We start from the raw sequence: 13,101 nt of genomic DNA, 5'->3' as shown, positions 1-13,101 counted from the left end.
GGAGATCATCTCGACATGGAATTGCCGCGTCGCGCGCTGCTCGCCCTCGGCGCCGCCGCGCCAGCAGCCCTGGCCGCCACACCTGGCCGAGCGCAGGCCGCCTGGCCGGAGCGGCCGGTGCGCGTCATCGTCCCGTTCCCGCCGGGCTCGACGCCGGACACCGCGGCCCGCGCCGCGGCGAACCACTTCGCCACCGCCTTCGGCCAGCCCTTCGTGGTGGAGAACCGGCCGGGCGCCGGCGGCACCATCGGGACGGACGCGGTCGCCAAGGCGACCGACGGGCACACTATCGGCGTCTCCATCAACGCCCCGCTGTCCACCGCCAAGGCGCTCTACCCGAACCTGCCCTACGACCCGGCGAAGGACCTCGCGCCGGTGTCGCTGCTGGTGCGCGGCGCGCAGATGCTGGTGACGCACCCCTCCGTGCCCGCCACGGACCTCGCCGGTTTCATCGCCCACGCCAAGGCCAACCCCGGCAAGCTGTCCTATGGCTCCGTCGGCTCCGGCTCGGGCGCCCACCTGGCCATGGTGGACCTGATGTCCCGCGCCGGGCTCGACATGGTCCACGTCCCGTATCGCGGCTTCCCGCAGGCTACGCTGGACCTCGTCGCCGGCCGGATCGAAGCGATGTTCGTCATCTCCGCTGGCATCCTGCCGCAGGTGCAGTCCGGGCAGGCGCACGCCCTAGCGGTCACGGCCGAGAGCCGCATCCCGCAGGCGCCCTCCGTGCCGACGCTCGCCGAGGCCGGGGTGCCGGACGCCGCCAGCTACGCCTGGATCGGCCTGGTCGCGCCCGCCTCCATGCCGCCCGCGCAGGTGGCGCGGCTGGCCGAGGAGGCGAAGCGCGGCCTCGGCGACGCCCAGACCCGCGCCGCGTTGGAACGGGCCGGGTTCGAGGTCGTCACCGGCACCCCCGCCGAATTCGCCCGCTTCATCGCCGCCGAGAGCGACCGCTGGGGAAGCCTCATCACCCGCCTCGGCATCAAGGCCGAAGCCTGAGGCCGGAAACAGGCCGGCTTGGCGGGAAAAACTCGCACGGCCGGAACGGAAAAGGTACACTCCGTCCGCCGACGCCCCGACCGCGCCTTCCATCCGGGAAGGCGCCGCGGCCGCCCGTTCCGGTACTCGGAAATGGCGTTTGCGCCGCGGGGGGCGGAGCCCTAGTGTCCGTCGCAAAAGGGCGTCCCCGGCGGTCGCCCTCAACAGACAGGATCGTCGAGATTCCACATGGGTAGCTTCAGCATCTGGCACTGGCTCGTCGTGCTGCTGGTGATCCTGCTGCTTTTCGGCGGCGGGTCGAAGATCAGTGGCCTGATGGGCGACCTCGCCAAGGGCATCAAGTCGTTCAAGAAGAACATGGCCGAGGAGGACAAGGACGCCTCCATGGCGGCCGACTCCGCCCCGCCGGCGCCCGGCACCCACCCCGCCGGCAGCATTCCCGGCCCCGCCGGAACGACGGCAGGCGCGGCCGGCACCACCGCGGCCGGTACCGCCCCGCATCAGACCGGCACCACGGCCGCCGGCACGGCGAACACCAGCCGCCCCGCCGCCTGACGGCGGCGACGCCGTGACGCGCGAGGAATTCCTCGCCCGCTTCGGCACCGTCTTCGAGAACCGGCCGGACCTCGCTGCCGCAGCCTGGGACCGCGGCCCATCGGACCCTAGCGCTGGCTCCGCCGGGCTGCACCCGGCTTTCGTGGCGGTCCTCCGCGACCTCCCGGCCGACGCCCTCTTGGCCTTCCTGAACGCCCACCCCGACCTCGCCGCCCGGTCGGCGCGGCCGGCCGACCTGACGCCGGACTCGCGGCGCGAACAAGGCTCCGCCGGCCTCGACGCCCTCGATGCCTCGGCCGGTGCCCGGCTGCTGGAGCTGAACAAGGCTTACCGAGAACGGTTCGGCTTCCCCTTCATCCTGGCGGTGAAGGGCAAGCGGCCCGGTGAGATCCTGGCCGCCCTGGAGTCCCGGTTGCGCAACACCGAGGCAGAGGAACGCACCGAAGCCCTGCGCCAGGTCGAGCGCATCCTGCTGCTGCGGCTCAAGGGTCGGCTGGGCGAAGCCTGACGCGCCGCGTCCCGGTCAGTCCAGCGTCATGCCGAGGCCGGCCACGAGCCCGCCGATCTCGCGCACCTGCCGCTCCACCAGGGCGGTGAAGGCTTGCTGCCCCAAGGGCTCGCCGGTGATGCCTCGCTCCTCCAACCGCCGGCGGACCTCCGGGGCGGCGAGGGCCGCGAAGGTTTCGGCGTGCAGCCGCTCCACCACCGGGGCCGGCAGGTTGGCCGGGCCGCTCAGGCCGACCCAGTTGTCGATGTTGATCTCGGGGAAGCCCAGTTCGGCGGTGGTCGGCACCTCCGGCGCCATCGGCTGCCGCGCGCGGCTGGTCACGGCGAAGGCCCGCAGCCTGCCGGCGCGGATGTTCTCCATGGTGTCGGGCAGCACGTCGAAGCCGAGCCCGAGGTTGCCGCCCAGCAGCTCCGCCTGCATCGGCGCGCTGCCCCGGTACGGCACATGGGCCATCTTAGCGCCCGTCTCGCGCTCGATCATCACGCCGAGCACGTGCGGCACCGAGCCGTTGCCGGAGGTGCCGTAGGCCGGGGGCCTCGGCTGCGCCTTGATCCAGGCGATCAGCCCGGCGAGGTCGGTCGCCGGCACCACGGCCGGGTTGGCGGTGATCACGGCCGGCGTGGTGCCGAGCCAAGCGATGTGTGTGAAGGAACGGAGCGGCTCGTAGCCGGCCTTCTGGTAGAGCGGCGGCGACGTGATCATCGGCGCCGTGTTGGACAGCATCAGGGTGTAGCCGTCGGCCGGCTGCTGGGCGACGTGCGCCGCGCCGATGGTGCCGGCGGCGCCGGCGCGGTTGTCCACCACGAACCGGGCGCCCATGCGGGCCGACAGCGCCTCCGCCAGCACCCGCGCCACGATGTCGGAAGCGCCGCCGGGCGGGAACACCACCATGATCCGCACCGGCTTGGTCGGCCAAGCCTGTTGCTGCGCAATCGCGGGCCGAGACAGGAGGGCGGCGGCGGTCGGGGCGGCGAGGAAAAGGCGGCGCTTCATGGGCGACTCCCGGGCGGAGGACGGCGGATGCCGGGCGCAGCCTTGCAAACAGCGCGCCAGCACGCGCCGCCGCCGTCACCCGCCGCCCGGAGCCCCGCGAAGCGCGCCGTCCGGGTCGCCGTCGCCGGTCCGGGCGGCGTTCCGGGCGGCGTTCCGGGCGGCGATCGCCCGCCGCACCCCGAAGAAGGCGGGTAAGGCGAGCGCCGCGCCCAGCAGGGCGCCGCCGGCCAGCGCCCTTCCCCTCGGCGACCGGCAGGAAGGCGCGCGTCCAGGCTGCCGGCGACCATGCCGGCCCAGGATGGCCGACGGGTGCCGACGAGCACGCAGACCGCCGCCGCGGCGGTCAAGCTGCCGCGGGCGAGCGGCGCCGCGCCGAGTGCCAGCGCGATGTGCAACCCAGGTCGGCACCATAGCGGCGAACGCGCCCGCCGCCGCGCCGCGGGCGACGCGCTCGCCGCCACTCGGCGCCGCGAGCACCGCGTCCTAGGCCGCGTGGACAAACTTGATCCATAGACGGACACAGCCGAGCAGGACGAAGCCGAGAAAGCTGCTCGCGGTGTGGTCGTAGCGTGTGGCCACCCGGCGGTTGTTCTTCAGCCTGTTGATGAAGCACTCGATCCGGGCCCTCAGTGCATACAGGCGGCGGTCGACCGAGTGCCGGGCTTTCCGGTTGCGCCTGGTCGGGATCTCGGGCGTGGCGCCGCGGTCGCGGACATCCCTGCGGATCTCGTCGCTGTCGTAGCCACGGTCGCCCAGCAGCACGCCGGGGTCGCTGTCGCGCTCGCCCATCAGCTCCGGATAAGCCGTGACGTCGTGGGCCTCGCCGGGCGTCAGCACCACGGCGATGGGCAGACCGTCGGCATTGGCCCGGAGGTGGACCTTGGTCGAGAGGCCTCCGCGCGAGCGGCCGAGGTGCCGCGTTTGGTCGCGCTTCCCGCCCGCAGCGCAGTGGTGTGCGCGGACGATGGTGCTGTCGATCATCTGGAGCGCATCGGCTTCGCCGCCGCCGTCGGCATGGGCTTGCAGCAGGAGATCCCACACGCCGGACGCGGTCCACCGCCTGAACTGGCGGTGGACGGAGTTCCAGTTGCCCAGTTCGGCCGGCAGGTCGCGCCACGGCGTGCCGGTGCGCCCGATCCAGAGGATGGCGTCGAGCACCCGCCGATGGTTCCTCGGCGGTCGCCCACGCCGCGGCCCCGCTGTGCGCAAGAAGGGCTCGAAGGTCGCCCACTCGGCGTCTGTCAGGAGCCCCCGCCTCACCGTAGCCCTCCAGCCGCGGAGGCCAGCCTGGGTTGCGACGTGGTCGTCCTCCTGCCGGTGTCCGACACCGCCCGCCCGCCATCGCCCGACGCCCCAGGACTGAGCGCCGCTGCCCGGTCCGGGAGATGGGGCTTGACCGCAAGGCCAGTAAGATTTTTTACTGTCAGAATTCTTATTGAAGGGCATGCATGCCCAGGCGCACCGCTCCCGCCGATGCCCCGCCTGCCGCGCCCGCGGCGCCTGGCGGCGGCCCCGTGTCGGCGTCCGAACGGAGGCCGGCCGGCCCCGTCCCGCCGGGGCACAGGGTGCCCTCCTTCCTCGCCTTCCGCTTCCACCAGCTCTGCCTCGGCATCATGGCCGAGGTCCTCGCGCCCGAAGCGCTCAAGTGGGGCGAGTACGGAGCCCTCACCGCGCTCGACGCCGAGCCGGGCGTGGACCAGCAGGGCCTCGCCGCGCGCCTCGGCATCGACAAGGTCAGCGCCGGCCAGATGGTGGATCGGCTCGCGGCGCGCGGGCTGGTCAGCCGCGACCCGCACCCGACCGACCGCCGCGCCCGCGTGCTGCACTTGACGCCGGAAGGCTTGGCGCTGCGCCGCCGGCTCCAACCCGCCGCGCTCGCCGCCCAGGACCGCATCCTGGCCCCGCTCCGGCCCGAGGAGCGGGTCCTGCTGGTCGAGCTGCTGGCCCGCGTTGTCGAGGGCCACGCCGCCTACGCCCGACCCGGCAACGGCCGCAGCCGACCTCGGCGGGGACCGCCCGGACCACCGACCGCCTGAGCAGGAGACCGCCGCCCATGACGCGACGACACGCGCCGCCCCCGCCGGTCCTCCCCGCCGCCCCTGGCCCGAGCGCAGCGCCGTGAGCGGGTCGGCGGGCGGCGAAGAGGGGGTATCGTCCGGCACGGCGCAGGCGGCCGACGCCGCCGCGGAGCCCCCGGAGCGGGCGCTGATGCGCCTGCTCTCCGGCGCCTGGGTTGCGCAGGCCATCTTCGTCGCCGCCAAGCTCGGGATCGCCGACCTGCTGCGCGACGGGCCGTGGTCGGCCGCCGACCTCGCCGTGGCGGCTGGGGCGCACGCGCCCTCGCTGCACCGCGTGCTGCGCGCGCTGGCCGGCGTCGGGATCTTCGCCGCGGACGCGCAGGGCCGCTTCGCCCTGACCCCGATGGCGGAGCCGCTCCGGAGCGACGCGCCCGGCTCGCTGCGCGCCTACGCCGTCATGAACGGCGAGCGCTGGGTGTGGCGCTCCTGGGGCGAGATCGAGCACAGCGTCCGCACCGGCCGGCCCGCCTTCGAGCACGTCTTCGGCGCGCCGCTGTTCGAGTACTACGCCGCGCGCCCGGAGGCCGGCCGCGTCTCCGTCGAAGCCCTGCGCAGCCTCAGCGCGGCGGACGACGCCGCCATCCTCGCCGCCTACGACTTCCCCGCCGGCGGGACGGTGGTGGACGTTGGCGGCGGGCAGGGCTCGCTGCTCGCCGCCGTCCTCGCGGCCAGGCCGGGGCTGCGGGGCGTGCTGCTGGACAGGCCGCCCGTGGTGGAGATGGCGCGGGGGCGGCTGGAGGCGGCGGGCGTCGCGGGGCGGTGCGACCTGGTGGCCGGCGACTTCTTCGTGGCGGTGCCGGCGGGCGGGGACGTCTACCTGCTCAAGAAAGTCCTGCACGACTGGGGCGACGAGGACGCGCGCGCGATCCTGGCGCGCTGCCGCGCCGCCATGCCCGGCACCGGGCGCCTGCTCGTCGCCGAGCCGGTGGTCCCGGAAGGCAACCTGCCTTCCGAGGCCAAGTGGCTCGACCTGCTGATGCTGGTCTACGTCGGCGGCCGCGAGCGCACCGAGGCCGAGCACCGGGACCTGCTCGCCGCGGCGGGCTTCGCGCCCGGCCGGGCCCTCCCCACCGCGTCGGGCGTCGGCCTCATCGAGGCGCTGCCGTGCTGATCGGCTGATGCGCCTCCCGGGGCATCGCGCACCGCCCCGAGGCGACCACGGCCCTCCGGCAGGGCCGCACGGAGGAGGTCCCCCCGCGCCGGAGCGGGGTCGGGTCACAGCACCGAAGGAGAAACGGGCAATGGGCATCAGCAGCATCGGCCGACGCGGCGCCCTCGCACTCGGCGCCGCCTGCCTCGTCGCCCGGCATGGCCGGGCCGCCACCGCCATCGACCGCACGGCGCGGATCGTCATCGGGCTGCCGCCCGGCGCCGGCACCGACGTCCTCGCGCGCCTGCTGGCGGAGCAGCTTCGCGGCCGCTACGCGCCGCAGGTGGTGGTCGAGAACCGCCCCGGGGCCAGCGTCCGCTTGGCGGTGGAGCACGTGAAGGCGTCGCCCCCGGACGGCGCCACCATCCTGGTGACGCCGCTGCCGGTGATGACCCTGACGCCGGTCGCCTTCCCGCGGACCACGCGCTACGACCCGGTGGCCGACTTCGCGCCGGTCGCCACCCTGGGGACCGTCCGCTTCTGCTGGATGGTGCGGCCCGACCACCCGGCGCAGACCCTCCCGTCGTTCCTGGCCTGGGCGAAGGCCAAAGGGGGCGCCAGCTTCGCGCCCCCGGTGCTCGGCGCGCCGCAGCACATGATCGGCCTGGCGGTGTCGCGCCTGTCCGGGGCGCCGCTGACCGCGGTGTCCTACCGCGGCAGCGGGCCGGCCATGCAGGACCTCCTCGCCGGGCAGATCGACGCCTTCGTCGGCATCACGGGCGACGGCGTCCCGGCGGCGCGCGCCGGGCAGGTCCGGTTGCTGGCCGTGAGCGGGGCCTCCCGCTTGGCCTCGCTGCCCGATATGCCGACCTTGGCCGAGGCCGGCTTCCCCGGCCTGCCCGAGGACGAGGCCGCCGGCGCCGCCTTCCTGCCGGCCGGCGCCTCGCCCGCGCTGGTCGAGTCGCTACACGGGGCGGTGGCGGCGGCGGTGGAAGGGCCGGCCCTGCGCGAGCGGCTCGCAGCGGCCGAGATCGCCCCGCTGGTGCTCCCGCCGGCCGCGCTGGCCGCCCGCATCCGAGCCGAGCGCGAGGGCTACGCCGAGATGGTGCGGGCCAATGGCTTCAAGCCCGAGGAGTAGCGGAGGGGCGAGCGGGGCACCCGGTCGCTCGGCTGCCGATGCCGGTGCACGCCGGCGCCGGCGAACGCCGCGAGGCCGAACACCGAAACCACCCTGCTGCCGGTCCCGCGACCGGCTGTGTCGTCCCGACCGCCTTGCGCCGGCATCACCGAGGTGCCGGCGTGTTGGTCACCAACTCTGCCTGTGGTGCTTTGTCCACGCGCCCTAGCGCGCCCGCGCCCAGCCCGACGACCGCGAGGCCTACCGCCGCCTGCCGGCGAGCCTACCGCATCCCGACGGGACGGTGTCGGGCCGGTCCCGGAGCGGTTAGCCTCGCCGCGCCAGAAGAGGAAGGGAACGCCAATGGGCCAAGTCGAAGGCAAGGTGGCCATCGTCACCGGGGGCGCGGCCGGCATCGGCGCCGCCTGCGCGGAAACCCTGGCGCGGGAAGGCGCCAAGGTCGTGCTGACGGACCTGGACGCGGAGCGCGGCGAAGCCTTGGCCGAGCGGCTCCGCGCCGCGGGCGGCCAAGCGCGCTTCGTCCTCCAGGACGTGACGGACGAGGCGCGCTGGCCCGAGGCGGTGACCGAAACCGAGCGCCTGTTCGGCGGCCTCCACGTCCTGGTAGCGAACGCGGGCATCGCCATCATCAGCCCGGTCGTGGACATGGCGCTCGCCGACTGGCGCCGGCAAACGGCGGTCAATCTCGACGGCGTGTTCCTGTCGGTGAAGCACGCCATCCCCGCCATGCGGCGGACCGGAAAGGGCGGCTCCATTGTCATGATGTCCTCGGTCGCCGGCCTACGCGGCTCCGCGGGGCTGGCGGGCTACTCGGCCACCAAGGGCGCGGTGCGGCTCTTCGCCAAGTCGGTGGCGCTGGAATGCGCCGGGGCGCGCGACGGCATCCGCGTCAACTCCGTCCACCCCGGCATCATCGACACGGCCATCTGGGAGAAGATGCCGGGCGGCCTGCCGGACGGCCGCAACGCCCCGCTGGACCCCCGCGCCATCGCCGCCCAAGGCGTGCCGCTCGGCGAGCCCGGCCAAGCCTCCGACATCGCGGACGGGGTGCTCTATCTCGCCTCCGACGCCTCGCGCCATGTGACGGGCTCGGAGCTGGTCATCGACGGCGGCCTGACAGCGGGGCGGTTGGGGAGCCTCGCCGCCCCGCGCTGACCGGCGCCCTTCCGGCCGTGCCTGCGGGGCCGGGCGGGGCACCGCTCCGTGCTCCGCCGCGGGAGTGACTCGGGCGCCCCTTCCCGCTAACGTCGGACACGCAATCAGGACCGCGAGCCGACCGGCGGGGCATCTTCCGCGCCGGGGCCGCGGCGCTCGCGCGTCTCCGCGGGTGCCGGCGCCAGGAGGCTCGGTGCCCCCGCTCGGCGTGAACCTGGTTGGCTCTCCTCGCGCCTTGGGGCGCCCGACCGGCCGGGAGTGGCCCCATGTTGACCACCTACACCGTCGACAACGGCGGCCTTTCGATGCGGGAAGGCGCGCAGGACGCCGAGGCGCTCCGCCGCGCCGTTTGGATCGACCTGTTGAGCCCGACGCCCGAAGAGGAGAAGCAGGTCCAGGCCGCGCTGCGCCTGGAGGTGCCGACGCGCGAGGAGATGCAGGAGATCGAAAGCTCCTCCCGCCTCTACCGCGAAGGCGACGCGCTGTTCCTGACCGCGAATTTCCTCTACGGCGTCGAGGGCGGCGAGTACGGCTCCACCGCCATCACCTTCGTGCTCGGCAACCAGAACCTGGTCACGGTGCGCTACGCCACGCCGCGCGCCTTCGAGGTGTTCGGCGCCCGTTGCCAAAGGACGCCCCGCACCCTGCTGTTCGGCGGGCCGGACGCGGTGATGCTGCACCTGTTCGAGCAGATCGTGGACCGCTTGGCCGACATCCTGGAGCGCATCGGCGCCGACATGGACCGCGCCAGCCAAGCGGCCTTCCGCACCGCCCGCGCCAAGGCCAAGGCCACGGCGAAGGACGCCGGCCTGAAGGAGACGCTCATCACCCTCGGGCAGGTGGGCGAGGTGACGACGCGCGCCAGCGAGACGCTGCTCGGGCTGTCGCGCATCCTGAGCTTCGTCAGCGCCGAGAAGTCAGGGGCGGTGCGCAAGGAGAACCAAGGGCTCATCAAGACCCTGGTGCGCGACGTCCGTAGTTTGGTGGAGCACGCGAGCTTCCTGAACAGCAAGGCGCAGTTCCTGCTGGACGCGGTGCTCGGCATCATCAACGTCGAGCAGACCAACATCATCAAAACCTTCACCGTGGCCTCGGTGGCGCTGATGCCGCCCACCCTCCTGGCCAGCATCTACGGCATGAATTTCGAGTTCATGCCGGAGCTGCGCTGGGCGGTCGGCTACCCATTCGCGCTGCTGCTGATGGTGGTCTCGGCGGCGCTGCCCGTCCTCTACTTCAAGCGGAAGGGATGGCTATGAAGCCGGTCGTGATCCTCGCGGCGGCAGCCGCGTCCGTGGTGGCGGGGACCGCGGCCGTGGCGCAGCCGGATTGTCCGGAGACCAGCCCGCGCGTCGAGGTCTCGCTCCACGACCCCGAGCCGACGCTGGACCTCGGGACCGGCATGGACGCCCTCCGCGCCGAAGCGAACGCGCCGCGCGGCGCCGCGCTCCGCCACCTCGGCTCCACCACCTCCCGGGTGGAATGGCGGAGCGAGATCGAGGCGCGCATCGCGTCGGCGGACGGACGGGCCTGCGCGCGGCCGGAGCGGGTTTCGCTCAACGTCCGCCACGCCGAGTTCGGCGTCCGCATCGCCCGCGAGGTGCCGCGCGGGAGCTGCTTGTTCCGCGAAACGGAGGCGCACGAACGGCGCCACGTCGCCGTGAACAGGGACACCTTCCGGCGAGCCGCCGCCGATGCCGAAGCGGCGACCCGGCGGTGGGCGGCGTCGGCGGCGGGGCGCGGGGCCACCGAGCAGTCAGCGGTGGCGGCGCTGCAAGAGGCCTTGCGCCGCGCCATCGTGCCCGCCTTCGAAGCCATGCAGGCCGCGCGGGAGGCGGCGCACCGCGGGATAGACCGGCCCGAGGAGTACGAGCGCCTGGGCCAAGTGTGCCCGGACGAGCAGAAAGCGCTCGGGGAACGGCTGCGGGGACGGTAGCGGAGGCGGATTGACCGCGGGCGCCCCTCTGCCTTCCTTGGCGCGTCCACCGAGGAGCCCGTCCGCGATGCCCACCGCCCCCGCCACGCACCACGTCACGCCCACGCCCGAGACCGTCCACTGGGGCGCCTTCGACGCCGCGTTCCAGCCGGTCGCCACTGCCGACCCGGGCGACCTCGTGGTGCTGGAATGCGTGTCCGGCGGGCCGGAGCAGTGCCCGGCGCCCGGCGGCGCCTTTTCCATCCCGGAGCGGCTGCTCGCCATCCACAAGGGCAACGTGCCGCGCCTCGGCCCGCACATCATCACCGGGCCGGTGGCGGTGCGCGGCGCGGAGCCGGGCGACTGCCTCCGGGTGACGGTGGAGAAGATAGAGTTGGGCGCCGATTGGGGCTTCTGCGGCTTCCGGCCGCTGGTCGGCACGCTGCCGGAGGACTTCCCGTACAAGCGCGTGCTGCACATCCCGGTGGACCGCGCGGCGCGCACCTGCAAGGTCCCGGTCGGGCCGGGGATCACCCTGCCGCTCTCGCCCTTCTTCGGCGTGATGGGCGTGGCGCCGCCGGAGGAGTGGGGGCAGATCTCCACCAAGGAGCCGCGCGCCCACGGCGGCAACTTGGACAACAAGGAGATCGGCGAGGGCGCCACGCTCTACCTGCCCGTGTTCAACCAAGGCGCCCTGTTCTCCGCCGGCGACGGGCACGGCGTGCAGGGCGACGGCGAGGTCTGCATCAACGCGCTGGAGATGTGCCTCACCGGGCATTTCCGCCTCGGCCTGGAGAAGGGCGGCGGCGCGAAAGACCCCGTCCTGCGCTTCCCCCGCGCCGAGACGGCCACGCACTTCATCAGCATGGGGATGCACGAGGACCTGGACCTCGCCATGAAGCAGGCGCTGCGCGAGATGATCGCCTTCATCGTGTCGCGCGCGAACCTCTCCGCCGCCGATGCTTACCAGCTCTGCTCGCTCGCCGTGGACTTCCGGGTGACGCAGACCGTGAACGGCGAGAAGGGCGTCCACGGGATGCTGCGCAAGGGGTTGCTGTTCTGAGCCCTCACCAGTAGGCGATCATCCGCCCCGCCGAGACGGCCGAGAGCCAAGCGGCCAAGGACACCGCCCCGGCCACTGCGAGGCGGCGCCCGCGCCCGCCGCTCCGCCACGCCGCGGACCGGTGCAGCGCGGCGAGGTTGGCGAGCCCGAGCGCCACCGCGCCGAATTTCATCCAGAGAAACGGGTTCTCCACGTACTCGGTCGCCCGCACGGTGAGCAGCGCCGGGCCGGTCAGGAGGGCCAAGGCGAGGCCGGCGCCCGCCACCGGCACCGTCGCGCGCGCCAGCGCCGGGACCGGCGTGCCCGGCCAGAGCCCCACCAAGCGCAGATCGAGCGCGGCGATGGCGCCCAGCAACAGCGCGACGCCGAGCAGGTGGGCGAGGTTCACCAGCGGGTAGACCCAAGGCCCGGACTTCAACGCCCGCGCCAACAGCGACGCTTCGAGCCAAACGGCGACGTCCGCCAAACCGCGGCTACGAGCGGTCGGGGTAGATGTCGAACACCGTCGTCCCGACGCGCAGGCGCTCCGTCTTCATCTCCAGCCGGTTCGGGTCGAGGTGGCGGTGGCCCCAAGCGGTCACGGCGGCGCCGGCCGGCAGCGCGGCCTCGGTCAACCCGGCCCGGCTTTGGTTGCGCGGCGGCCCGAGCACCACGTCCCACACCCGCCCGTTCCCGTCGAGCACCCGTACCACGCCGTGCGGGCCGCCGAGGTTGGCCGACTGGACGGTGCCGGACATCGAGAATTCCTCTGAGCCGTAGCCGGACCAGCCGTGGTGGGCGAGCGCCGGGGCGGCTGCGGCCCATCCGAGCGCGAGCAGGCCGAGGCCCGCCGCCAGCGGCCGGCGGCGCGGCGGGTTCGATGCGAAATGCATGGATCGCTCCTTCGGTGGCACCTGGGGAGGAAAAGGTACCGGTGCCGGCGCGAGTCAACGAAACCCCAGGTTTTCCACAACTTTTCGATCCAGAAAGGCCAGCTAGAACTTGTGGAGCCGTTCTGTGTTGTCCTACCGTATATTGTGACCCACGAGATGTGGTGGGTCACGGCGAGGGAGACCCGCATGGAATGGACGGCGAAGTCTATTGACCTGCTCCGCGCCCTCTGGGCCGAGGGCCACTCCACCGCCGAGATCGGGCGCCGCATGGGGGTCACGAAGAACGCCATCGTCGGCAAGGCGCACCGGTTGGACCTCCCCGCCCGGCCGAGCCCCATCCGCAAGCTGGAAGGGTTGGGCGTCCCGTCGTCGGCGCCCCGCCGCAAGCCCGCCGCCGCCGCTCACGACGCCGCGCCAGCCATCGCAGCCGCTGCCGCGCGGGCGGTTCCGCAAGCGCCGCAGCCCCAGCCGGTGCCGCGGCCATCCGCCGCACCCGCCCCCGTCGTATCCGCCCAGGTGAGCCATTTCCCGCGCGCTTCCTTGCGGAGTTGCTGCTGGCCGATCGGCGAGCCCGGCCAGCGCGAGTTCCGCTTCTGCGGTTGCGAGGCGGCGCCCGGGAAGCCCTACTGCGCCGAGCACGCCGCCATCGCCTACGTGAGGGTCCGCGACCGCCGCTCCGACGCGGCCTGACGCGGGCGGGGGCGGGGGCGGTGTCCGACGCGCCACGCGGCGCGCCGG

15 protein-coding genes are annotated in these 13,101 nt (G+C 73.8%); 11 read left to right on the top strand and 4 right to left on the bottom strand.

The features are described from left to right. Positions 1-15: 15 nt before the first annotated feature. The 3 genes from ABD067_RS01755 to uraD all read left to right on the top strand — a co-directional run bounded on the left by ABD067_RS01755 (position 16) and on the right by uraD (position 2,062). A complete protein-coding gene (locus ABD067_RS01755; protein WP_343893416.1) occupies positions 16-999 on the top strand; it encodes a Bug family tripartite tricarboxylate transporter substrate binding protein in 984 nt (327 codons plus the stop codon). Between the two features lie 228 nt (positions 1,000-1,227). Continuing rightward, positions 1,228-1,554: a twin-arginine translocase TatA/TatE family subunit gene (locus tag ABD067_RS01750; RefSeq protein WP_343893415.1), complete on the top strand. Its 327-nt coding sequence runs from the start codon at positions 1,228-1,230 to the stop codon at positions 1,552-1,554. Positions 1,555-1,567: 13 nt separating this feature from the next. Then, the gene (uraD, locus tag ABD067_RS01745) at positions 1,568-2,062 is read left to right on the top strand and encodes a 2-oxo-4-hydroxy-4-carboxy-5-ureidoimidazoline decarboxylase (protein ID WP_343893414.1); all 495 of its coding nucleotides are present in this window, start codon (positions 1,568-1,570) and stop codon (positions 2,060-2,062) included. Positions 2,063-2,077: 15 nt separating this feature from the next. Here the strand turns inward: uraD and ABD067_RS01740 are convergent, their stop codons facing one another. Both ABD067_RS01740 and ABD067_RS01735 read right to left on the bottom strand, forming a co-directional pair. After that, on the bottom strand, positions 2,078-3,055 hold the full coding sequence (locus ABD067_RS01740) for a Bug family tripartite tricarboxylate transporter substrate binding protein (protein ID WP_343893413.1): 978 nt from the start codon (positions 3,053-3,055) through the stop codon (positions 2,078-2,080). Positions 3,056-3,538: 483 nt separating this feature from the next. Next, complete coding sequence (locus tag ABD067_RS01735) at positions 3,539-4,315, bottom strand: IS5 family transposase (protein ID WP_343893412.1); 777 nt, start codon at positions 4,313-4,315, stop codon at positions 3,539-3,541. 254 nt (positions 4,316-4,569) lie between these two features. Between ABD067_RS01735 and ABD067_RS01730 the strand changes: the two genes are divergently transcribed. The 7 genes from ABD067_RS01730 to ABD067_RS01700 all read left to right on the top strand — a co-directional run bounded on the left by ABD067_RS01730 (position 4,570) and on the right by ABD067_RS01700 (position 11,491). Next, positions 4,570-5,091 carry a MarR family winged helix-turn-helix transcriptional regulator gene (locus tag ABD067_RS01730; protein WP_343893411.1) on the top strand — a complete coding sequence of 174 codons (522 nt, stop codon included), beginning with the start codon at positions 4,570-4,572 and terminating at the stop codon, positions 5,089-5,091. Positions 5,092-5,173: 82 nt separating this feature from the next. Further along, positions 5,174-6,244, top strand: a complete 1,071-nt coding sequence (locus ABD067_RS01725) for a methyltransferase (RefSeq protein ID WP_343893410.1) — start codon at positions 5,174-5,176, stop codon at positions 6,242-6,244. Positions 6,245-6,374: 130 nt separating this feature from the next. Continuing rightward, on the top strand, positions 6,375-7,361 hold the full coding sequence (locus ABD067_RS01720) for a Bug family tripartite tricarboxylate transporter substrate binding protein (RefSeq protein WP_343893409.1): 987 nt from the start codon (positions 6,375-6,377) through the stop codon (positions 7,359-7,361). 342 nt (positions 7,362-7,703) lie between these two features. Then, positions 7,704-8,516, top strand: a complete 813-nt coding sequence (locus ABD067_RS01715) for a glucose 1-dehydrogenase (protein ID WP_343893408.1) — start codon at positions 7,704-7,706, stop codon at positions 8,514-8,516. A gap of 266 nt (positions 8,517-8,782) precedes the next feature. After that, positions 8,783-9,772: a magnesium/cobalt transporter CorA gene (gene corA, locus ABD067_RS01710; protein WP_343893407.1), complete on the top strand. Its 990-nt coding sequence runs from the start codon at positions 8,783-8,785 to the stop codon at positions 9,770-9,772. Continuing rightward, complete coding sequence (locus ABD067_RS01705; RefSeq protein WP_343893406.1) at positions 9,769-10,449, top strand: hypothetical protein; 681 nt, start codon at positions 9,769-9,771, stop codon at positions 10,447-10,449. The genes corA and ABD067_RS01705 overlap by 4 nt, the downstream gene beginning before the upstream one ends. 67 nt (positions 10,450-10,516) lie before the next feature. Continuing rightward, positions 10,517-11,491, top strand: coding sequence for an acetamidase/formamidase family protein (locus tag ABD067_RS01700; protein ID WP_343893404.1), 975 nt, complete (start codon positions 10,517-10,519; stop codon positions 11,489-11,491). A 4-nt stretch (positions 11,492-11,495) separates the two neighbouring features. Here the strand turns inward: ABD067_RS01700 and ABD067_RS01695 are convergent, their stop codons facing one another. Beyond that, a complete protein-coding gene (locus ABD067_RS01695) occupies positions 11,496-11,957 on the bottom strand; it encodes a DUF2214 domain-containing protein (RefSeq protein WP_343893403.1) in 462 nt (153 codons plus the stop codon). 7 nt (positions 11,958-11,964) lie between these two features. After that, a complete protein-coding gene (locus ABD067_RS01690) occupies positions 11,965-12,363 on the bottom strand; it encodes a DUF6152 family protein (protein ID WP_343893402.1) in 399 nt (132 codons plus the stop codon). A 186-nt stretch (positions 12,364-12,549) separates the two neighbouring features. On the opposite strand from ABD067_RS01690, the gene ABD067_RS01685 reads away from it, so the two are divergent. Continuing rightward, complete coding sequence (locus ABD067_RS01685; RefSeq protein ID WP_343893401.1) at positions 12,550-13,053, top strand: GcrA family cell cycle regulator; 504 nt, start codon at positions 12,550-12,552, stop codon at positions 13,051-13,053. Positions 13,054-13,101 lie beyond the last annotated feature (48 nt).

The organism is Craurococcus roseus (assembly GCF_039523795.1).
GTDB classification, from domain to species: Bacteria; Pseudomonadota; Alphaproteobacteria; order Acetobacterales; family Acetobacteraceae; genus Craurococcus; species Craurococcus roseus.
Note: the sequence above shows the minus strand (reverse complement) of the source record. Positions and strands in the feature narration are given on the sequence as shown.

Bases quoted from the DNA above. Each gene is read 5' to 3' on its own strand.
- ABD067_RS01740 (WP_343893413.1), bottom strand. From the start codon at position 3,055: ATGAAGCGCCGCCTTTTCCTCGCCGCCCCGACCGCCGCCGCCCTCCTG.
- ABD067_RS01715 (WP_343893408.1), top strand. From the start codon at position 7,704: ATGGGCCAAGTCGAAGGCAAGGTGGCCATCGTCACCGGGGGCGCGGCC.
- ABD067_RS01690 (WP_343893402.1), bottom strand. From the start codon at position 12,363: ATGCATTTCGCATCGAACCCGCCGCGCCGCCGGCCGCTGGCGGCGGGC.
- ABD067_RS01685 (WP_343893401.1), top strand. From the start codon at position 12,550: ATGGAATGGACGGCGAAGTCTATTGACCTGCTCCGCGCCCTCTGGGCC.
- ABD067_RS01750 (WP_343893415.1), top strand. From the start codon at position 1,228: ATGGGTAGCTTCAGCATCTGGCACTGGCTCGTCGTGCTGCTGGTGATC.
- corA (WP_343893407.1), top strand. From the start codon at position 8,783: ATGTTGACCACCTACACCGTCGACAACGGCGGCCTTTCGATGCGGGAA.
- ABD067_RS01700 (WP_343893404.1), top strand. From the start codon at position 10,517: ATGCCCACCGCCCCCGCCACGCACCACGTCACGCCCACGCCCGAGACC.
- ABD067_RS01720 (WP_343893409.1), top strand. From the start codon at position 6,375: ATGGGCATCAGCAGCATCGGCCGACGCGGCGCCCTCGCACTCGGCGCC.
- ABD067_RS01755 (WP_343893416.1), top strand. From the start codon at position 16: ATGGAATTGCCGCGTCGCGCGCTGCTCGCCCTCGGCGCCGCCGCGCCA.
- ABD067_RS01705 (WP_343893406.1), top strand. From the start codon at position 9,769: ATGAAGCCGGTCGTGATCCTCGCGGCGGCAGCCGCGTCCGTGGTGGCG.